The following is an 18161-nucleotide window of genomic DNA, read 5'->3' on the forward strand; positions in this document are numbered from 1 at the left end:
GTAAATTACTTAGATGTATAAAGGACTTTTCCCGTTTTGGATCGTCCTCTTATTGATTTCCTCCACTACAACATCCGTCACCTTCTTTCCACCCACATAGACATTGATTATCGGCGCTTCTCCGTTTCCACCTGTCCTTTCGGAGATCCGGTCTGCCAGCGTATCAATCCATTCTGTCCGTTCCAGAGGCACCACCGCCTCTCTCCCGGCCTCACCCATCATGGCGAGAGTAGGACTGTCGATGATACCACCGCGAGCATACCAGCTCACATTAACATCCGGCAACGCCAGACGCTGGCCTGCAGCCCACTGGTAAGCCGTGCTTACACGATAATGCGGGGCCGGGATATGTACTGCCCTGAATCCATCTGCAAGTGTCTGCGCAGCATTTACTCCGATATGATACAAGCTGCCAATCGCATCTGCAATACGTCTCGGGATCGTCGCAAACGTCAGGTTTACTCCCTGGTTCCAGGCATCATCAAAACCTTTTCCAAGGCCCTCTGCAATCTTGATACCGCTGCTGGAGAACATATACTTCAGGTCGCCCAACGCGCGTTGCATCTCATTGGGAAGGTCTCCCATCAGAGTAAGCAGATTGCCTTTCCGGCTGTTGACACCGTCTATAGCTCCCTGTCCGATATTGCTGCCGCTTTCATACATTTTCCTTGACGGAGAGTGGATCGCGGCTTCCAGCTTGAATTGCTCATATGCCAGATCGAACAGGTTTCTCATCGTGCCCCCGAAAGCAGAGGATTTATCGTTTATGCCTTCGATTGCTCCCTCGACAATGAATATTCCAGATTTCTTGTACTGGTCGTAAAAACTCTTCAGAGTACCAATGGATTCATTCTGCAAGGACTCCACAGTGCTCAGAAACTCGGGTTTCCCATCCTCAAAGGCCGTTCCCATTGCTACGATTGCGCCTTCAGCTGTCTTATATGTTCCGTCCGGAAGCTTGCTTAGTTCCCCGGTCATAATGGCATTATAGAGCTCAAGCGCATCCGTGGACATTACTTGCTTTCCATCCACCCATATTCCATGCGCTTCGTCTATGGCCTGAGCGGATTTCGTTGCAACTCCTGAGAAGTCCAGATCCCGTGTCGCGTCAACTACAGAAGATATGCAATCACTGGTCTCGCCAACCTTGCCGTTATACTCATCAATGATTCCGTAGGCATTTTCCAGCTGAGCCTGCAGTTCTTCCTGCTCACTCTGCTGCTGGGCTATATACTGGTTCAGATCGTCATAGCGCTTAATTGTAGGGTCCAGCCAGCTTGCCACTGTTTCACCAAATGGCACCCAATCTTTATAGAAGTCTAATTGCTCTTTATACTTATCTTCTAGGTTATTTCTTTCCTCTTGCGCTTCACTTATTTTCCTCTGGCTCTCGAATACCTTTGTATAAATATCAACCAAAGATTCCTGGGCTGCCTGAGCCATATAGTAGTCTTTGGTCTTTTCAATCAGCCTCTGGATTTCTTCCTTCTGATCTTCATAATCCTTCGTCTGGTCCTTAATTATGTCACCAAATCCCGGAAGTTCCCTTTCCAGCGTCTGGCGCAAGGAATCGAGTTCAGTCTGTTCTTCATTAGTCCTTTCAATCTTTTCAGAAAGATCGAAGTAACGATCAGCAATGTCCTCTAATGCCCCATAGCTGGATTCTATATTAGAATATTTTCCTTCAAGTGTATCCAGGAATTCCTGCGTTTGTCTCCTGCCTTCTTCTGATTTTTCAATCAGTGTATCCACACGGCCGCACATTGCTCTGGTTTCATCATCAGAAAAGAATCCGTCTGATGCCAGGCTCCCTAATGCCGTGGCTAAACCCGTTATCCCCCCTGCAATGGCTATATATGGATGAGCGGCTAACCCCGAAATAAGCCCCCCAAAAGCACTCCCGATTCCACTCACAATAGACGCTATGCCTGTTGCAGCCTTATACGCCAGGAATGCTCCCAGCAGCACGCCAATCCCCTCTCCTATTGCCTCAAGGACTTCCGTGGGAATGCTGTTTATGATATCTGCCAGCCCTTCCATAGCCGCTGAAAACGCATTGACAAGATCCGCGATAAGCGGTGACAATACCTTTCCGATGTCCTCAAAAAATTTCACGATACCCCGGCCGATTCCAATGGTAAACCGTGACAGTGCCTCCCAAAACTCGCTGATCGCGCTGTTCAGCCTGTCCCAGTCAATAGCGCTCAGGAGGTTCGAGATCACATCCACCAGTGCAGGCAGGGCATCATTCATTACCCATACGCCTACGGGTTTCAAGAAATCCCGATAGAAGCTCAACAGGTTTTTAAACGCGAATTTTGCCAGTTTCTCCAGCTGCCCCCAAAAGTTCTTCAGGGATTCATTTAGCTTCTTCCAGTTGATTTCGTTCAGGAGATCATTGGTGATATCCAGAAACTCCGGCAGGCCTTCTCCCAGTGTCCATGCGCCCAGGGGCTTCAAAAATGCCTCCCAGAAGTCTTTGATTGCCGTCCAGGTAAAATTGCCCAGCTTGGACAGTCCTTCGTCCCAGAGGCGCTTTAGTGCGTCTGTGGTAGGCTTGCATGCGTCCTTCAGGTCCTGGAAGGCCTTTCGGATCATCTCCGCATACTTTGCTGCCTTCTCGCTGTATTCATCCAGCTGCTGGTTCATATCTGCCAGCAGGCCAGAGCCTACATCCAGATCCCCCAGATCGCCAATCCCGCCGCCGGAACCTCCGCCGCCATCTGCACCGCCGTCCGAGGCGGAATTATCGCTTAGGCGGTTCATTTCATCAAAGGCCAGCAGTTCATTCTTGATTTCCTTCGCTGCCTTCGCTGTGTCTTTGGCGTTCTTCGCCATCCCGCCAGAAGCGCTTTCCGCTCCTGACATATTGTCGGCAATTCCTGCGGTCGCCACAGAGATATCTGCAATCCCGGAACCGCCGCCTCCACTGCTCTTAGCACCGAACAGCTGCCCCATGATGGCGCTGAAATACTGCGCAAATACCTGCAGGCGGGCAAGAACCGTATTGATGATCTTAATGACCGGCAGGAAGGCATTGATAAGCCCCTGACCCATAGTAGCCCGCAGCTGCTGGAATCGCAGTGAGAGGATTCTGGTCTGGTTTGCCCACGAATCCTGGGTTCTTAAAAAATCCCCAGAAGCATCTGACAGCGAGCTCATGACATACTGATACCTCAGCATGACTTTTTCCTGCTCTGTCATTTTGGCTGTGGTCTCGCCGAAGCCATTATTCAGTGCGTACTGATCCAGTGCTGTCTGGGTCATTATGACGCCAATCTCTTTCAAGCTTTCAGTTTCGCCCGTGAAGATGCTCTTCAATTTTGTATATGCTTCGTCTTGCGCGATATTATAGAACGATGATACATCCCCCGTCAGTCCCGTTATGGCAGCCGACATATCATACACTTCCTGCGCGTTAAGGCCCATCGACTTTGCCATCGCGCCATAGGTACCCATATATTTCTTGGCCGCCAGTTCGGACATTCCAAACTGCTCGATGGCATCAGCGGCAAAAGCATTCACAGCGCCGGACATGCTCCCAAAGGCAACATCCACCACGTTCTGTACTTCTGCGAGATCGCTGCCCAGTTCCAGGCAGGATTTTGTGAAGCTGACGATTGCAGCCACGCTCACCACAGATCCGATCACCCGCTTCACAGACTTCCAGGAGTTTTCCATCTTCCGTGTCTGTACGGACACCTGTCTGGCTGTTTCCTGCGTCTCTTTCGTGACTTTCTGTGTCTGCTGCTTGATCTGGTCAGTGACCTTCTGGGTTTCCTGCTTGACCTTCGCCATTTCTTCCCGGTATGGCCGGGTATAGGCATCCAGAACGACCTGCAGGGTTTCTAATGTCATTGCATTGCTCAAGTTTCCCCTCCTTTCTCCTGATTTTTCCATCGTTCGTTGTGCCTCTGGACGAAGCGTGCACGGTCCGCCTTGAACCGTTCCAGTTCTTCATCTTTTTGGCCGTCCTCAAACTGTTTTCGTTCAGCATCGAAAAGATCCGGGAAGAAATCCCACAAATGCAGGATCTCCTGCTTCTGGCCTTTTTCCGCGAACATTGCCCCGATCCGCTGTGACAGATCCACAACGGCGTAATTCTGTATCATGATCTGTTCCCGGAACTGGCGCCGCTGGCTGGCCGTCCAGGCATCCAGATAATCTTTCACCTCTCCGATGCTCATGTCCCAGAACTGGTCCGGCAGCAGCCCTGCTCTCAGAGCCGCGCCGTACAGTTCGGAGACAAGGTCTTTCGGTTTTACAGGAGTTTTTCTTTCAGACCGTCGATTTTCTCTCCCATCGCCTCTGTCTGATTGCGGGAGAAAAAACCGGATACCTGGAATACAGGGATGAATACGTTGGTCATGAATTCCACCTGTGAGCCGCCTTCCTCCACATATTGGTCAAAAAGATTATAAATATCATTCAGCTTCAAGCTGGGCTTATAGGCCCTGGCAGCCCTGTGGACCACGTTCAGCATATTCCCCAGCGAAGGAATCCCGCTATCCATCATCTGGATCAGATTTCCATTGTACTGTGCTTCCAAAGCCGTTACTGCTGCAGTAGTCAGTTTCAGTTTGTATATTTCCCCACCAACTTCCCACTCAGCATAGGGTTTCTTTCCTTCCATAACTTCCATCTCTTTTCTCCTCCTTAAGATCCGGATACTACAGGATCTGTCACTGTCAGACCACTCTGCAGAGCCATTGTCAGCGTAAACTCAATTACACCATTTACGCCGCCGCCTGTACGTTTCACGGACACCTGGGCATCATAGGTAGTCATAGTTCCGTCAGACAGAGTTTCCTGAAAGCTCAGTGTCTCACCGGTATCCTGCGCAGCGCGCATCACCCTGTAAGGGCTGTCAGCTTCCCGGTTATCGTACTTAAATTTGTACTGCAGCTCCCCGGCGTCACCGATTCCGTTTTCGTACTGCTTTACCTTATCAGTCAGGGTGGTGTTTTCCACCCTTTCCGGATCCACTCCCATCTCGGGGATTTCCTTCAGGCCCTTCAGGTCCGTATAGGTGCTTCCTCCGGACTTCTTATATCCCAATTTTGCTCCATTTGCTAACATGGTTAGTCTCCTTCCTTAATAGATATCGTTGTTGTAGACCTGCTCCGTGTGCACATCGATCACGCCTTCATAGCGGATCTGCTTATGCCGCAGGCCACTGGGATCCGGCACGTCTGAGCAGGAGGTTCGCATCAGCCCCAGTGCCGATATTGCCTGGTCCACCGCGAGAGTGGCTACTGATGTACTGCCGCTGTTCCACACGTCAATCCGGTACCGCAGATATGCCTTCTGCTCCTCACCGTCTGTCCATTCCTGGACGCGGTTCTCTTCTTCAGTGTATTGTATTGCCGGGAGCTGCGCCCAGTTTCCCGGGTATAAGTCAGTCACCTGCTCGCAGATCCCTTTGATTGCGCTGTATACCTGGTCTTTTACATTAATCATTTCAATCTCCCACTTGTTTCTTGATCTGCCGCGCCAGATGGTTCCTGATGTTTCTGGTCACGCGCGTTTCATTGTCCTTCAGCGCCGGATACAGAAACGGAGAGGCGGCTTGCCCCTCCGTGTAATAGAACTTCTTTTCATATCCCAAATACCCGTCCATATGGTAAGTATACTCCCGGAAATGGTACTTCTCCGCAGTCGCAGCGTCAATCTTATCTTCCGGAATGTACCAGCCCTGCTGCGAGTATGCCGGTGTCACTGCCGGGGAAATCCCGCTGTGCTTTGCAGCACCACGCGGACCGGTCCCGAATTCTACATACGGGGCATATGCCTTGTTTGTATAACACACGCCCCGGCAGCCTTCGTCTGTCACCTCGACTGAGGTCCTGATGCTGTTGCGCAATTCCCCGGTATCTACCCGGCAACGCAGTTTGGCCTCTCCCTGAATAATCTTCATGGCATTTTGCACTGCACGGGGCATATTTTCCTTCGCGTTCACTTCAGCCAGCTGACCAAATTTCCGCATCAGGCTGTCCAGCCGGTCTATCTCCGCGCTCATAGCCTTTTCTCCAGTTCCATGTACAGCGGGCGGTAAGGCTTAATAGAGATTATCTTATAATCCGGATCGCTTTGCGCCGGCACATGAAAGCAGATGCCGTCTCCCTCCCGGACGGAAAAGCCATTGAATTGATACGATATGCCCCCCTTTTCATCCACGGCAATCGTATAATCTCCCTGGATCTTTCCGTTGAGGATATAGGCCAGGCGCTGGCCGTATACTTCGGCCTGCACTTTTCCACCGGCCGGCCACAGTTCCCCGGGTATCTCCGCATCAGGGCCCCACTTTTCTACGGTGATACCTTCCCGGTCCTTCTCCGTTATCCGGTTTCGCAGGGAGAATTTCTGAACTCTATTTTTTCTCATTCTCAAATCGGGTTCCTCCAACTCTTGCCAGGCGGTACCGGTTCAGCTCATCATAGACCTGCCGGGGGACTTCAGAAAAGCTGTATGATTCCCCGGCCTCGCTGCGCCCGGATTCCCCTTCGGTTCCCAACCGGTTCAGGGCGATCACTGCCAGGTCCCGGACGGCCTTTGTCAGGCCGCCCACCAGAATCGTTCTCCCCGTATAGGAAAGGACGAATTGCTCCGCATCTTCCATGAGGATCTGCAGCAGCGCTTCGTCCTTTTCTCCAGTGATTTTTTTCAGCTTCTCAAGCTCAGTCATCTGAGACCACTTCCTTATCCGTTCGTGATCAGGCGGGCCATCGGGATCGCCTTGGGGTCGAACTTGATATCCCAGTTGGCTTTTGCGAACAGCTGCGCATCCGTAGGGGATTCTGTCCATCCGGATGTGGGAATCTTGAAGCTGAATCCGTTTGGATGCAGAGTTTCACGCATTCTGGTAATCAGTTCATCCTGGCCGCCGTTCTTCTTCGGGTCGCGATTGGTTTCCACTGGAACATCCACGCGCCCCTTGGCTGTGCGGATCACACCGTTTCCGAAGAGATAGGTTGTATACTTCTTCAGGTCCTTATTGTCTCCGCTTCCACCAGTGGCCACGCAGGGTACTCCATCATCCACAATTACGGTATATCCGTTGGCGCTTGCAATGTTCATGGGACGCTGGATGCCATTGGCGTCAGTGTACTTCCAGTACTCCAACAGCTGCTTGTTCTCCAGGGTCTTGGCTACATTGGAGTGCATGATCGCCAGGCGGAACTGATCCTTGTGATCTCCACAGGCCAGCGTTGCCAGGTCGTTCAGATCCGTCTCCCGGATTTCTCTTGCCTGCGCGGTAGCAGATCCCAGGTCCAGGCTGTGCGTTTCTCCCCATGTCTTTGCGTTGCCGCTTGCCCCTGTTACGCAAAATACTGCATCAGCAATACCGATCAGGCGCTTCTGGCGGCGCTTCTGCCAGTACTTAGCAATAGTTGCGACAATATGTCCCATAGGGTCTGCGCCGGATAATTCAGCTGTAAAATTCCGGGCGAAGAATCCTTTTGCACGCCCGTATACAACGCCGGTCTGGGAACCGCCACCAACCTCAGTTACGGTAATATCCGTCTGACCATCATAGTTCTGATCTTCGCCGTCTAAGATGTTGTAGAAGGGAATTGTATAGATATTTCCGTTCCCTGCGATTTTTTCAGCAATCAGTGAATCCTGCACCACGGCGCCGGATTCGATCATCGCGGTCAGATACGGGTCCGGAGCCTCCGCCCACATCTGCATGAATAATTCCTCGTCAAAAGGAATCCCAAAAATTGTTCCTGCCATTGTTATTTTCTCCTTTCTTATACGCCGGACAGCTGCTTATACAGCTCCGGGTTTTCTGTTTTCAGTTTCAGCCGCTCCGAATAGCCCATTTTGGCGTATTCTTCTTTCGTAACCCCTGCATCCTGTGCTTTCTTCGGGGGCTTTCCGCCTTTGAGCTTTTCTTCCACGGCTGCCTGTACGGCCTCCTGGAAGGCTTTTTCAACCGCTGCGATAGATTTGCTGCAGGAATCCGCATCTGTGTAATTTAACACCTCTGCGAGACTTACAGGCAGCTTCTTTTCCGCCAGCGTATTCTTCGCTTCCGCCATCAGTTCCCTGCGGGTAAGCGCTGCTTCGCGGTCTGCCAGCTCCTTTTCATGTTTCTGCGCCAGATACTGGGATTTTTCTTCTTTCGTCATCTTCGCAAGCTTCTCAGCCTCGGACAGTTTATCGTCCGTCAGAGCCTGCCATTTTTCCTGGGCGTTCGCAAGCGCCGTATTTATCGCTTTCTGGACGCGCCGGTCAAACTCTGCCTGATGCCCGTTTTTCAGGAGCTCGTCAAATGATGGAGGCTGGTTTTCGCCACCCTCATTTCCAGTACCGTTTCCTTCGCCCTCGCCGGATCCGCCGCCGTTGCCGCCAGCCCCGCCATCGTCTCCGCCTTCTGCAAAAAACTGCAGATCCATTGGGATTCTGCAGTTTCCGAAAAATCGCTTTGTCCTATATTTCATGGTTCTCCTTTCAGCCCCAGCCCATCCACGTCCAGGCCGTTGCATAGTTTTAGGCCGTTTCGGGCCATAAAAATAACACCCAGGGCATGCCTGCGTGCTTGCTTCTAATAAGTTTCCGTTGCGATACCGCAACAAAATACCACCGGCCATCACTGATCACTGACTGGTGGTTTTGGGGAAAAATTGCAATAGATCAACGTCCGATTCCACATACACCTCATCAAGGTAAATGCTGTTATGCACATATACCCTGTTCTGATTCAGCATGTAAATCTGTGTCTTAGAATCATCTACGTCATGTAATAGCTCTTTTTTTACAAGCCCCGGAACTGCTTTTTCCAGTGCTTTACATTGTTTCTCAAATATTGCCTCATCACTCTGATTACACACAGCATATCGGAACATATCCTCACTCCAATCCAAGCATTTTATTGACAGATTCTCTGGTTTTTGTAGCTGTTTTTAAAATATCTTCTACCGCATCATCATAAGACAGTCCCTTATCTTCCATCTTATGATCAATCAGCTGTTCAAAAGTTTTATTGGGATCTGTCTTGTCCAGTTCCCTTCTCTTTTTCTGATCACGCATAAGGTCCCGCGCATTGGTCCTGTTTTCATTTCTCAACTGACAGGCCTGTTTCGCTTGTTCCTCCAGCGGAAGGCTGGCATCAATTAATTCCGGGATTTTTTCATCATGGGTTTTATACCAGATCCTCACTTCCCGGTCTCCCAGTTTTCCGACAAGGCCCTGCATATCCTGGAATTCCATCTGGTTGATGCGGTCTTGCTTCCCGGACTTCAACTCATCCCATTTCCTACTATCATTATACTTCAAATCCTGGAATTTGTCAAAAGTATCCGGCATTTCCTTCCCGTAAATCCCCCTGTAAACTTCGTATTCGCGGCGGTCCTCCCCGCGGTTTTTCAGCATCTTCTCTTTCAGTTCTGCCTCTGGCCTGCCCTGCACATATTTTTTGTGCCACTGTTCGTAAGTCATATTCGCCGGAACCATCTCTACCTTGCCAGTCACTGGATCGCGGGCAGCCCGTTTCATTCTGGCCAGCTCCTTGTTGGATATGTCGCAGACAGTCGTAGACCTGCACCAGGGATGCATGGGGGGACTGTTCACGCCAGGCTGCTGCTCTGCTACCGAATAGCGTTTCCCATCTCTCTCCCTGCAGGCGGGGGATGTGCGAAGATCCAGGGTTGCCACGAAAATATAGGTCTCAATCCCACACTCCTCATAAGACTGCATCTCCATCTGATTCGCCAGCTCACAGCTTTCCGTCCGGACCAACCGGCGCGCATTACTGGCGCCGGAGGCAAACTTATTCGCTATGATATCTGCAGCCTCCTGGTCGGTCCGGCCGGTGACCAGATTAATCAGCAGTTCTTCCTTCAGGCTGCGCGCCAGCGACTGGGTATTGTGCCAGATGCGCTCTGAGTAGTTGGCCCCGTACCAGCGTTTTTGCAATGCCTTGTCAATCAGATCCCGATCCACCAAATTAAAACTAAATCCCAGACTGGTTTGCTGCTGAACGAAAAAGATCGACCTGTAATATGCCTCGTTTGCCAGGTCTACATAATGGCTGGTGGAAAATGCCTTTTCTTTGTGGTACACATCCCGCATCAACAGATCCATCTGGTTCTGCAGCTGCTTCAGCCGTTCCAACCTGGCCCGGTACGCCGGGCTCTCCAACTCCGCCAGAAGCATAGCATGCTCTGTATCATCACCAGAGGCCTTCAGAGCTTCTTTTAGTTCGTCCAGTGATGTTTTATCCTGCAGCGTATTTAGGAGCCTGTAGGCCTCAGATTTTGACAGGTGATGCTTCTGCCTGAACCGGCCAAAGATCTGATCCGCCTGATTTCTGACGTAACCAGACGCCTTTTGGTAGAGCTTCGCGATTTGATCTGATACGCTTTCCGCCTGCTCCATGTACTGGTGCATTTCTCGTGCTTTTCGGCGGGTCCAGTAATCACTCATCTACATCATCATCCTCATCATCAGGCGGAGGATTGCTGCCCAGCCCGAACATTGCCTGCTGCTGTTTCACAGCTTCTTCTGTTTCCTTTTCCACCGCCTCCAGCTCTGCGTCCACATCGTCCACAAACGGGATCTGAGACAGCAGCGTTTTCCTGCTGACCTTTCCCCACAGGTTCGCGATGATCTGGCTGATTTCCAACAGGTTTTTCGGTAGCGCCCGCGTAAATGTCGGAGTAATACCGGCTACATCCACAACAATCCCTTTCATGGAAAGGAAGTAAGCAAAAATGCGGAGCCGTTTTCGCAACCCCTTTTTATAGTACCTGGTCTTAATTTTGGTGATGTTCTCCATCCCCAGCAGCTTAAACTCCATTGCCACGCCGCTGACATTGCCCCCGAAGTTCTCATCAGACATACAGGGGATGTGGGAAAACTTATGAATATCCTGCTCAATCGCTTTCCGCAGGATTTCCACACCGGATTCATCGAAAGTACGGGTGATATATTCTGCCCGCGCATCCTCCGGGAGACCATCCATGATCCGGTCCTCTTTCAGGCGCTGCGCTGCGGTTCTCCCATCAGAATCTTTCCCATCATCGTCCCCCAGCATGAATCCATACAGGGCCAGTATCGCGTCAATGAACTGTTCCTTGTCTGTGATCCGATCAGACATCAGGGCGTTATAGGCATCAATCAGGGGGATCTGAAGCTCATAGTCTCCGATCCCTAATTTATTGTTCTGGTACGCAATGATCGGGACCTCACCCATGTAATGGGCTTCTGGTTCCTCCAGCAGTGCCTGCGGTCCATCAATGTCCTGTATATTAAGGACATACCGATAATTCGCAGTCAGCACGGTTGCGGCAAATGTAACCTTGGTGTTTCGCGCATCATCTTTCCTAACGCTGTAATATACCGCAAACAGCTCATTTTCCTCAATGCTGTCATCATAGACCATGAACGTGTTTTCCGCAGAGAGGTTTTTGACCGTCAGTTCTGTCTCATTCTGCTTAACATAGCAGTACTCGAACGCCAGGCCATAGATGGACAGATCCAGCCCATTGTCTCCGTCAGTTTCGTCAGCCCCTGCCTGCTCCAGCGCATCGGTCAGGATTTTGATATCTTCAGGGCCTTTGTAGCTGACTGGATTGCCAATAAAATAACTGGATGCCGTATCCGCGATGTCTTTCGCATGATTGCATACCAGCTTATTCTTTCTGTTCTCTTCATCCAATATCTTGTGGGCGCCCTCGTAATATTTCTTGTTGTTCGCAAGACGCATCGCTATAATCCGGTGCTTGCAGATCAGATTTCTGATCGCCCGTTTATTCGGACTTAATTCATCCCAGCTCTCTGCCGGCATCATAAACTTGTACATGACTCTCACCTCCCTTAGCCGAAACCGTATTTTTTCTTGTCCTTGATCGACGCCCTCCGTCTGGTCATGTCATCTTCCATCCCATAGCGCACTGCATCGATAGTATGATTATTTTTATCCGGATAGCTGCCCTTGAAATTACCGTCCTTGTCCCTTTCAAGCTCATAACCCATAAATTCCCTCGTAGCATTTGGGCAACGCTTCGGATCAATGATAATTTCCTCCAACTCATCAGAAAGGAACTCCATTCCATAGTCCACTGAACCAGGGCCTTTCTTTGCTCCGACGATTCTCAGACCCAATTCATTCAGGGCAGCGATTGCACGCGGTTCTTCGGAGTCTGCCGTAATGACCTTATTGAGTGGGTTAAACTTTCTGATTTCCCGCGCAGCTTTTGTATTTCCTAGCTTCACTGCATATATCTCACCAAACAAATATAAGCGCTTTTGCTTACTGTTATAGTGCATCTTAATATAAGCCAGCGGGTCAGCACCGTAGCCAAAATCAAGACCCTGTTTGATCCGGTCAAACATTGCGATTTCTTCATCTGAAATTGTTCTGACAGTGACGTTTTCAAATACCGCCCCGCCTGTGCCTGTTGCGACTCCCAAATATTCATGTTCATAGGCTTTTGGCTTTATTTCTTTCAGGTGCTCCGCTTCAATGAAGAACTGCTCTCCCAACCAATCACGGGGGACTGTACGGTAATCAGTATGGCTGACAACTGTATCTTCCCTCTCATCCAATACATCCTGGTTCACCCAACTGTTCATGGATTTTGGAGGATTCCAGCTGTAGAAAACAAAAAACTCCGATCCGCCTCTCATGAGTGATTGGAGTATTGTACGCTCTTCCTCTGGCCCGTCAAACTCTGCCCGTTCTTCAAACCAGATATATTTAAAATATCCTGTGGACAGTTTTACCGATTTTATTTTCTTCGGATCATCTGCTCCACGGAATATAATTTTATTACCAAATGGAATGTATGTAAGTCCCAGCGGCGAAAGCCTTATCTTCCATTTGTCTGAAACGCCCAGCACGTCTATTGCCCACCGCAACTGTTCAAACACGGATTCTTCAAGAAACCGTCCAACCTTACGCATTGCGATTGCATTTGCATTCGGGTCCTGCATCATTCCCAGAATGATTTCAATACTGATGAAGGATGACTTTGTAGAACCGCGGCCACCTGCAAGCTTATAATGCGTGTGCCTGTGTCCTGATATATCATGATGCAGGTCATAAAAGGATGGAGCAATTAAATCTGTAAGCCTAACCTGTGTTGTCTGTTTTGGGGATATCATCGACTATCACCACGCCTTCTACTCCTTTTACATCCAGCTTATCATTCCACATCCCCAAATGCCTCCCCAGCAGCTCCAGGGCCTTTTCTTTGTCGTTTAGTTTAATTTCAATGCCATTTGCGCCCTCTTTAATCCCGGCGATTGCCCGAACCTGCTCATCATCCAATTCGCTGGTGTCCTTGATGTGCACTGCCCCGCCAATGACTTCCGCATAATCCGTTGCCCGTGCAAAAGCGATCGCAGCCAGTTCCCTTACAACTCTGTCCTGTGTGACCTCAGTACGTTTCTGGCGCTCCTGCATGCGTTCGGCGATATAAGCCGCAACCTTAGTATTTCTTAGCAACTTACTGCCGTTTACAGCGGCCACCTCATCTTTCTTGACTCTCGGATAAGCTACCTTGTAAGCCCTCGTGGCATTCAGGTCGATCAGGTATTCATCCGCAAAGACTTTCTGTTTTTCGGCTAATTCCATTTAGGCTCACCTCACTTTCTGCAATCAAAAAGAGACAGCATCCACTGTCTCTTTAATCGTCGTAACTTTCGCTTTATCTGCACACACCAAGTTTTGCCATTAGCGCTTCCTGCAAAACCTTTGATACATTAATGTGTGCTGCATCCGCCTCGGCATTCAGCCAATTAGGCAAGGTCACATTCCTCCTCACTGATCTTACATCAATTTTTCTGCGATATGCATCAAAATCAATATCTACCAGCGACAAATAACTTTCTCCATCCCCTGAAAAGGTTCCCTCTAAAATATTTATTTTTCGAAAATTTGTGGGTTCTGGTATTGCCTCCCCTTTATCCTGCATTGAAATCCCAGTCAGCCCTATGGCATCCCTTGCCATTTCAATCGCATTCTGCATATCTTTTCCCTCAGTAAGAATTCCCAAATCTGGAACCTCCACTAAGACTACATCGTTTGTTTGCGTAAATATTGCTGGATATACTGCTTTCATTTTTCCTCCTTTTCATCTGCTCCACCTGATATATAATATTTTACGTAAGTGGAGGTTTATATCCCCCACTTACGTAAAATCGCCCTTGCCAATCTTTCGTCAATTTCTTTATGTCGCGGAATATTCTCTATCTCGTTTTCTCTTCTGTACACATCATGATTTCCGCCATGTCTTTCAAAAACGAATCCTACTGCCTCAAGCTTTTTTATCAGGTCTCTCTGCTTCATAATATCTCCTTTCTAACTACTATTATACACATTTAAAACACACTTGTCAACAGAAATGTGTATTTTATGTGTATAAAAATCCACCCAGCCGAAGCCAGGTGGATAAAAAGGGGGGAAAATGAAAAAAGACCTGTCCCTTGCGGGAATCGGCGGCATCCGGAATTGAACCGGAACCCAGGGCGCTACCCTGTCCACCTGCCATTGGTGGGATACCCCGTTATTGCGCCGCTGCGGGGAGGGTCGCGGCGCATGTGCTACTGCCCTACGGCTGCAGCTTAGAGTGTATTATGCCGCCGACTTACCCCGGATACCAGGGACAATCAGCCACCGGGCTGTTACACCCGGCGACCGTATATTGCGAAAAGGAGGGGTGTGCACCAGCGCTATCCCTTTCGTCTGGTGCTCCTAGTTTAGATTATAGCAGGTTTTTTGTTTAATTGGTTTAATCTTTCAGTATATCGGTAATTCGCTGTGAGATTCTTCCTTTACTGTATCCAACGGAATCTCCGGTTTCTTGCTGGGTTTTCCCTTTCAGGAATACCATGTCCAGTATCTGCCTATCCGTACTGTCCGGAATACTGGCAATAAACTGCTCTATTTCCCACGCCAGCCGTTCTGCCTCACTTTTCCGCTTTTCCTTGATTCTAATCCTGCGGGTAATCATATCAGCCTCTCGCGGATCATCCATCTGCACAGTAAGGCGCGTTGGTATGTACGGAAAATCGTGGCTGGATGCAGTCACTTTCCCAAACACGGTAGGGATATTCAGTGTTCTGTCCCGCAGCTTGTCAATGTCCCTGTCAAGGCTCTCTATTTCCTTGAGCAATGACTTATATTGTTTCAGGCGTTCTCTGGTCATTTCCATTGGTTTCACCTCCCCAGTCTATTTTCCGACCACATCCTGGACAGTAAGCATAGCACCTCTTCCAGTTCGTCCCGCACTCCGGACACATTGTAGCCATATTGCATTTTTCTGGTTTTATTGGCGCATGCTTTTCGTCTGACAACTCCTGCATTGACTGTCTGCAGTAGTCAAGCAGTGACCCGATTGAAAATATCCCCATATCAACTAAGATATCATAAACACCCAGCGGACACTTCCCTTCTTCCGTCACCCTGAACGGAATGCGGCTTACCGTATTTCCAGAGCCTTTGCTCCATGTCATACATGCCGTGTACCATGTCGGGCCGTTATAGATATAACTAACTTCATTTGTTGTGCCGAGATATTCCCCTTCTAAAGCACCAAATTTCTCTCTATTCCTGTGCAGCATATCACTTATCCGCTTATACTCCTCTGCCGTGTATTGCCTCTCCAGCACCGGTATGTGATTCAGATACCGGCTTGACTTGTCTGTTGTTTGTATAATCAGGTTGATAAAATCAGACACGGTATATGGGCCACGGCTTGACAACACTTTAATATGACCGTCATCTAAATATCTCTGCAACAGTTTCCTTTGTTTATCGGTCATAGCTGTTCCTCCTCTGGTGGCATGCTAATAATCATGCCGCGCCCAAGCGCATATCCGTACTCCCGGTTGGCCCCGATGCTCCGCTCCCACCCTTCACGTTTTTTTTCCTCCTCATATCTGCCTCTGTATCCCACCGGTGCCAGCGGCGTGCCGGCATACCCCGGTCTCCTGCCCCACTCCATTGCGTGCTGACTGCAGTGGGTTTCCATGTCATTCCGGTCGACTTCTTTCGCGATCAGCATCCGGACCACTCGGAAGGCCTTATTTTTCTTGTCTCTCATTTCTGTACCTCCCTGAATATTTCCAAATATTTTTTATACCTCTTGGCATTTTTTCCGAACAACCGTGCTTCAACCTCCTTTTCGGACAGCCACGCTTCAACCTCCCGTATCTTCTGGCTGTCCAAGTTCGGCACCATCAGCCGAAACAGCTTTCGGGTCTCCCCAACTCTATTCGGGAAAAACTTATCTAAATCCACAGTCATAGTTCCACAGCATATCCAACTAATCCGGTATTCAAAGGTTACTATCATCTATTTTCCTTCCCTAATTTTCTTAATCCTTGCTTTTAGCGCCTCCATCAGGCTCTCTTGTGTAACATCCTTATTCTCCAATCTTCGGATCACCTCTTCATCCACGGTTCCTGCTGCTACAAGCCGATGAATAATCACTCCCTGTTTCTGCCCTTGCCGGTACAGCCTGGCATTCGCCTGCTGATACAGCTCCAGGCTCCAGTTAAGCCCGTACCAGACAATGATATGCCCGCCTGCCTGCAGATTGAGACCGTGGCCCATGCTGGCGGGCTGGGCCAGAAGAAGGGGAATCCGGCCTGCATTCCACTCCCGGATATCTTCCTGTCCTTTCAGCGTCCGGGGTTTGTAGTGTCTAAACGCTTTCACCAAGCTGTCATAATCATGGCGGAAATTATAGAATACCAGGACCGGCTGCCCGTTTGCTGTATCCAAGATCTCTTCCAGGGCCTCCAGTTTCCTCTTGTGGATCTCCACCACAGTCCCGTCATCGCTGTATACGCTGCCGTTGGCCATCTGCAGCAGCTTGTTGTATACCGTAGCTGCATTCAGGGCTGTGACCTGATCTCCATCTATCTCCATCAGCTTTTCTCGCTCCAGTTCCCGGTATTTCCCCAGCTCCTGGGCCGATAGCTTTACGGGGATATCGTTCACCACCAGTTCCGGCATCTGCAGGTAATCCTCTGCTTTCATACTGATGCAGATATCCGCAATCAGTTTCTGGATCGCCTCTTCAGCTCCCGGCTTCAACTCGTAGGAGTACACGACATAGCCATTGCTTTTTCCGGGGTTAAAATACCGCTCCCGGTATCCTGTAATGGTCTTCCCCAGCCTCTTGCCCCTGTCGATCAGGTACATCTGCGGCCACAGATCCAGCAGGCCGTTTGGAGAAGGCGTGCCGGTCAGACCTACGAACCGTTCCACCAGGGGCCTCACCTGCTTCAATGCCTTAAACCGCTTTGCCTGGTTGGATTTAAAACTGGACAGCTCGTCCACTACCACCATATCAAACGGCCATGTATTCCGATACAGATCCACCAGCCACACCACATTTTCCCTGTTGATGACGTAAATATCAGCATCCTCCTCCAGGGCGGCCAGACGTTCCTTTCTGCCTCCCAGTACCCGGGAAATCCGCAGGTGCTTTAGATGATCCCATTTCTGGGCTTCTGTTGTCCAGGTGTCTTCCGCCACTCTCTTCGGGGCGATCACCAGCACGCGGCTTATCAGGAACCTGTCATACATCAGCTCATCAATCGCGGTCAGCGTCGTCACAGTTTTTCCAAGCCCCATATCCAACAGAAGCCCAACCTCCGGCAGTTCAATTAATTTTTGTTTGGCATAATTCTGATACTCGTGCGGTATGTATTTCACTTTCCAGCTCCTTAATAAATTCCTTCGCCTGGCTCATCCCTTTCACCAGATGGAACCGGCAGCCCATATCCCGCAGCCGCTGTCTTTGCCACTTCTGGATATTGGACAGACGGCCGATCTCCGTTTTCAGCTCCACAAAGTAAATCCGGCCTTCCGGAAAGATATAAATCCGGTCAGGCACACCTGGATTATTTGGTGATACAAACTTGTAGGAGATGCCTCCCAGGTCTTTCACTTTTTTGTTCAGCCACGCTTCAATGTCTTTCTCTAACATACCTATCCTTTCGTTGTGCCAATGTGACTTCTCGCACGCGTATGAGCACATATATGCGGGTTTGTACATGTAATTCTCTATATATCTATTAATTTATATCTCTATAGCAGTAGATTGTCACATTGTCACACAAATCTTTGTAAACCCTATGTTTACTGGTTTTTCTTTGTGACAATCCCTGTGACAATCTCTGTGACAAAAACAAGATTG

Annotated in this window: 23 protein-coding genes; all 23 read right to left on the reverse strand. The window is 49.6% G+C overall.

What is annotated here, in order from left to right:
- Positions 1-9: 9 nt before the first annotated feature.
- Positions 10-3858, reverse strand: coding sequence for a phage tail family protein (locus tag EV209_RS05095; protein WP_456298267.1), 3849 nt, complete (start codon positions 3856-3858; stop codon positions 10-12).
- Positions 3859-3866: 8 nt separating this feature from the next.
- Positions 3867-4187 (reverse strand): hypothetical protein, encoded by a 321-nt coding sequence (locus tag EV209_RS05100; RefSeq protein WP_130433673.1) that lies wholly within the window; start codon positions 4185-4187, stop codon positions 3867-3869.
- Between the two features lie 74 nt (positions 4188-4261).
- Positions 4262-4642 carry a hypothetical protein gene (locus EV209_RS05105; protein WP_130433675.1) on the reverse strand — a complete coding sequence of 127 codons (381 nt, stop codon included), beginning with the start codon at positions 4640-4642 and terminating at the stop codon, positions 4262-4264.
- A 14-nt stretch (positions 4643-4656) separates the two neighbouring features.
- The gene (locus EV209_RS05110; RefSeq protein ID WP_130433677.1) at positions 4657-5079 is read right to left on the reverse strand and encodes a phage tail tube protein; all 423 of its coding nucleotides are present in this window, start codon (positions 5077-5079) and stop codon (positions 4657-4659) included.
- Between the two features lie 15 nt (positions 5080-5094).
- Positions 5095-5460 carry a hypothetical protein gene (locus EV209_RS05115; protein WP_130433679.1) on the reverse strand — a complete coding sequence of 122 codons (366 nt, stop codon included), beginning with the start codon at positions 5458-5460 and terminating at the stop codon, positions 5095-5097.
- Between the two features lies 1 nt (position 5461).
- Entirely contained in the window at positions 5462-6019 is a 558-nt protein-coding gene (locus EV209_RS05120; protein WP_130433681.1) for an HK97-gp10 family putative phage morphogenesis protein, read from the reverse strand.
- Positions 6016-6384 carry a hypothetical protein gene (locus EV209_RS05125; RefSeq protein WP_243647493.1) on the reverse strand — a complete coding sequence of 123 codons (369 nt, stop codon included), beginning with the start codon at positions 6382-6384 and terminating at the stop codon, positions 6016-6018. Before EV209_RS05125 ends, EV209_RS05120 begins: the two co-directional genes overlap by 4 nt.
- A complete protein-coding gene (locus tag EV209_RS05130) occupies positions 6371-6685 on the reverse strand; it encodes a phage head-tail connector protein (RefSeq protein ID WP_130433683.1) in 315 nt (104 codons plus the stop codon). The genes EV209_RS05125 and EV209_RS05130 overlap by 14 nt, the downstream gene beginning before the upstream one ends.
- A gap of 14 nt (positions 6686-6699) precedes the next feature.
- Complete coding sequence (locus EV209_RS05135) at positions 6700-7737, reverse strand: major capsid protein (RefSeq protein WP_130433684.1); 1038 nt, start codon at positions 7735-7737, stop codon at positions 6700-6702.
- Between the two features lie 17 nt (positions 7738-7754).
- Positions 7755-8447: a DUF4355 domain-containing protein gene (locus EV209_RS05140; RefSeq protein ID WP_130433686.1), complete on the reverse strand. Its 693-nt coding sequence runs from the start codon at positions 8445-8447 to the stop codon at positions 7755-7757.
- Positions 8448-8603: 156 nt separating this feature from the next.
- Positions 8604-8852, reverse strand: coding sequence for a hypothetical protein (locus tag EV209_RS05145; RefSeq protein WP_130433688.1), 249 nt, complete (start codon positions 8850-8852; stop codon positions 8604-8606).
- Positions 8853-8856: 4 nt separating this feature from the next.
- Positions 8857-10431: a minor capsid protein gene (locus EV209_RS16615; RefSeq protein ID WP_243647494.1), complete on the reverse strand. Its 1575-nt coding sequence runs from the start codon at positions 10429-10431 to the stop codon at positions 8857-8859.
- The gene (locus EV209_RS05155; RefSeq protein ID WP_243647495.1) at positions 10424-11809 is read right to left on the reverse strand and encodes a phage portal protein; all 1386 of its coding nucleotides are present in this window, start codon (positions 11807-11809) and stop codon (positions 10424-10426) included. The genes EV209_RS16615 and EV209_RS05155 overlap by 8 nt, the downstream gene beginning before the upstream one ends.
- Before the next feature lie 14 nt (positions 11810-11823).
- Complete coding sequence (locus EV209_RS05160) at positions 11824-13113, reverse strand: PBSX family phage terminase large subunit (RefSeq protein WP_130433690.1); 1290 nt, start codon at positions 13111-13113, stop codon at positions 11824-11826.
- Entirely contained in the window at positions 13082-13585 is a 504-nt protein-coding gene (locus EV209_RS05165; protein ID WP_130433692.1) for a terminase small subunit, read from the reverse strand. The genes EV209_RS05160 and EV209_RS05165 overlap by 32 nt, the downstream gene beginning before the upstream one ends.
- Before the next feature lie 73 nt (positions 13586-13658).
- Positions 13659-14072: a type II toxin-antitoxin system HicB family antitoxin gene (locus EV209_RS05170; protein WP_130433694.1), complete on the reverse strand. Its 414-nt coding sequence runs from the start codon at positions 14070-14072 to the stop codon at positions 13659-13661.
- 56 nt (positions 14073-14128) lie between these two features.
- Complete coding sequence (locus EV209_RS05175; RefSeq protein ID WP_130433696.1) at positions 14129-14299, reverse strand: type II toxin-antitoxin system HicA family toxin; 171 nt, start codon at positions 14297-14299, stop codon at positions 14129-14131.
- 442 nt (positions 14300-14741) lie between these two features.
- Entirely contained in the window at positions 14742-15164 is a 423-nt protein-coding gene (locus EV209_RS05180) for a sigma factor-like helix-turn-helix DNA-binding protein (protein ID WP_243647496.1), read from the reverse strand.
- Entirely contained in the window at positions 15130-15774 is a 645-nt protein-coding gene (locus EV209_RS05185) for a hypothetical protein (protein WP_130433698.1), read from the reverse strand. Before EV209_RS05185 ends, EV209_RS05180 begins: the two co-directional genes overlap by 35 nt.
- Complete coding sequence (locus EV209_RS05190; protein ID WP_130433700.1) at positions 15771-16055, reverse strand: hypothetical protein; 285 nt, start codon at positions 16053-16055, stop codon at positions 15771-15773. The genes EV209_RS05185 and EV209_RS05190 overlap by 4 nt, the downstream gene beginning before the upstream one ends.
- On the reverse strand, positions 16052-16306 hold the full coding sequence (locus EV209_RS05195; protein ID WP_130433702.1) for a hypothetical protein: 255 nt from the start codon (positions 16304-16306) through the stop codon (positions 16052-16054). The genes EV209_RS05190 and EV209_RS05195 overlap by 4 nt, the downstream gene beginning before the upstream one ends.
- Entirely contained in the window at positions 16307-17677 is a 1371-nt protein-coding gene (locus EV209_RS05200; RefSeq protein ID WP_130433704.1) for an SNF2-related protein, read from the reverse strand.
- Positions 17625-17951: a VRR-NUC domain-containing protein gene (locus EV209_RS05205; RefSeq protein WP_130433706.1), complete on the reverse strand. Its 327-nt coding sequence runs from the start codon at positions 17949-17951 to the stop codon at positions 17625-17627. Before EV209_RS05205 ends, EV209_RS05200 begins: the two co-directional genes overlap by 53 nt.
- Positions 17952-18161: the final 210 nt, after the last annotated feature.

It is taken from the genome of Cuneatibacter caecimuris (genome assembly GCF_004216775.1).
GTDB classification, from domain to species: domain Bacteria; phylum Bacillota; class Clostridia; order Lachnospirales; family Lachnospiraceae; genus Cuneatibacter; species Cuneatibacter caecimuris.

Excerpts from the sequence above, each read along its gene's own strand:
- EV209_RS05205 (WP_130433706.1), bottom strand. The coding sequence starts at position 17,951 with ATGTTAGAGAAAGACATTGAAGCGTGGCTGAACAAAAAAGTGAAAGAC.
- EV209_RS05165 (WP_130433692.1), bottom strand. The coding sequence starts at position 13,585 with ATGGAATTAGCCGAAAAACAGAAAGTCTTTGCGGATGAATACCTGATC.
- EV209_RS05195 (WP_130433702.1), bottom strand. The coding sequence starts at position 16,306 with ATGATAGTAACCTTTGAATACCGGATTAGTTGGATATGCTGTGGAACT.
- EV209_RS05185 (WP_130433698.1), bottom strand. The coding sequence starts at position 15,774 with ATGACCGATAAACAAAGGAAACTGTTGCAGAGATATTTAGATGACGGT.
- EV209_RS05160 (WP_130433690.1), bottom strand. The coding sequence starts at position 13,113 with ATGATATCCCCAAAACAGACAACACAGGTTAGGCTTACAGATTTAATT.
- EV209_RS05170 (WP_130433694.1), bottom strand. The coding sequence starts at position 14,072 with ATGAAAGCAGTATATCCAGCAATATTTACGCAAACAAACGATGTAGTC.
- EV209_RS05110 (WP_130433677.1), bottom strand. The coding sequence starts at position 5,079 with ATGTTAGCAAATGGAGCAAAATTGGGATATAAGAAGTCCGGAGGAAGC.
- EV209_RS05105 (WP_130433675.1), bottom strand. The coding sequence starts at position 4,642 with ATGGAAGTTATGGAAGGAAAGAAACCCTATGCTGAGTGGGAAGTTGGT.
- EV209_RS05140 (WP_130433686.1), bottom strand. The coding sequence starts at position 8,447 with ATGAAATATAGGACAAAGCGATTTTTCGGAAACTGCAGAATCCCAATG.
- EV209_RS05120 (WP_130433681.1), bottom strand. The coding sequence starts at position 6,019 with ATGAGCGCGGAGATAGACCGGCTGGACAGCCTGATGCGGAAATTTGGT.
- EV209_RS05095 (WP_456298267.1), bottom strand. The coding sequence starts at position 3,858 with ATGACATTAGAAACCCTGCAGGTCGTTCTGGATGCCTATACCCGGCCA.
- EV209_RS05130 (WP_130433683.1), bottom strand. The coding sequence starts at position 6,685 with ATGACTGAGCTTGAGAAGCTGAAAAAAATCACTGGAGAAAAGGACGAA.
- EV209_RS16615 (WP_243647494.1), bottom strand. The coding sequence starts at position 10,431 with ATGAGTGATTACTGGACCCGCCGAAAAGCACGAGAAATGCACCAGTAC.
- EV209_RS05125 (WP_243647493.1), bottom strand. The coding sequence starts at position 6,384 with ATGAGAAAAAATAGAGTTCAGAAATTCTCCCTGCGAAACCGGATAACG.
- EV209_RS05135 (WP_130433684.1), bottom strand. The coding sequence starts at position 7,737 with ATGGCAGGAACAATTTTTGGGATTCCTTTTGACGAGGAATTATTCATG.
- EV209_RS05180 (WP_243647496.1), bottom strand. The coding sequence starts at position 15,164 with ATGGAAATGACCAGAGAACGCCTGAAACAATATAAGTCATTGCTCAAG.
- EV209_RS05190 (WP_130433700.1), bottom strand. The coding sequence starts at position 16,055 with ATGAGAGACAAGAAAAATAAGGCCTTCCGAGTGGTCCGGATGCTGATC.
- EV209_RS05155 (WP_243647495.1), bottom strand. The coding sequence starts at position 11,809 with ATGTACAAGTTTATGATGCCGGCAGAGAGCTGGGATGAATTAAGTCCG.
- EV209_RS05100 (WP_130433673.1), bottom strand. The coding sequence starts at position 4,187 with ATGAGCATCGGAGAGGTGAAAGATTATCTGGATGCCTGGACGGCCAGC.
- EV209_RS05145 (WP_130433688.1), bottom strand. The coding sequence starts at position 8,852 with ATGTTCCGATATGCTGTGTGTAATCAGAGTGATGAGGCAATATTTGAG.
- EV209_RS05175 (WP_130433696.1), bottom strand. The coding sequence starts at position 14,299 with ATGAAGCAGAGAGACCTGATAAAAAAGCTTGAGGCAGTAGGATTCGTT.
- EV209_RS05115 (WP_130433679.1), bottom strand. The coding sequence starts at position 5,460 with ATGATTAATGTAAAAGACCAGGTATACAGCGCAATCAAAGGGATCTGC.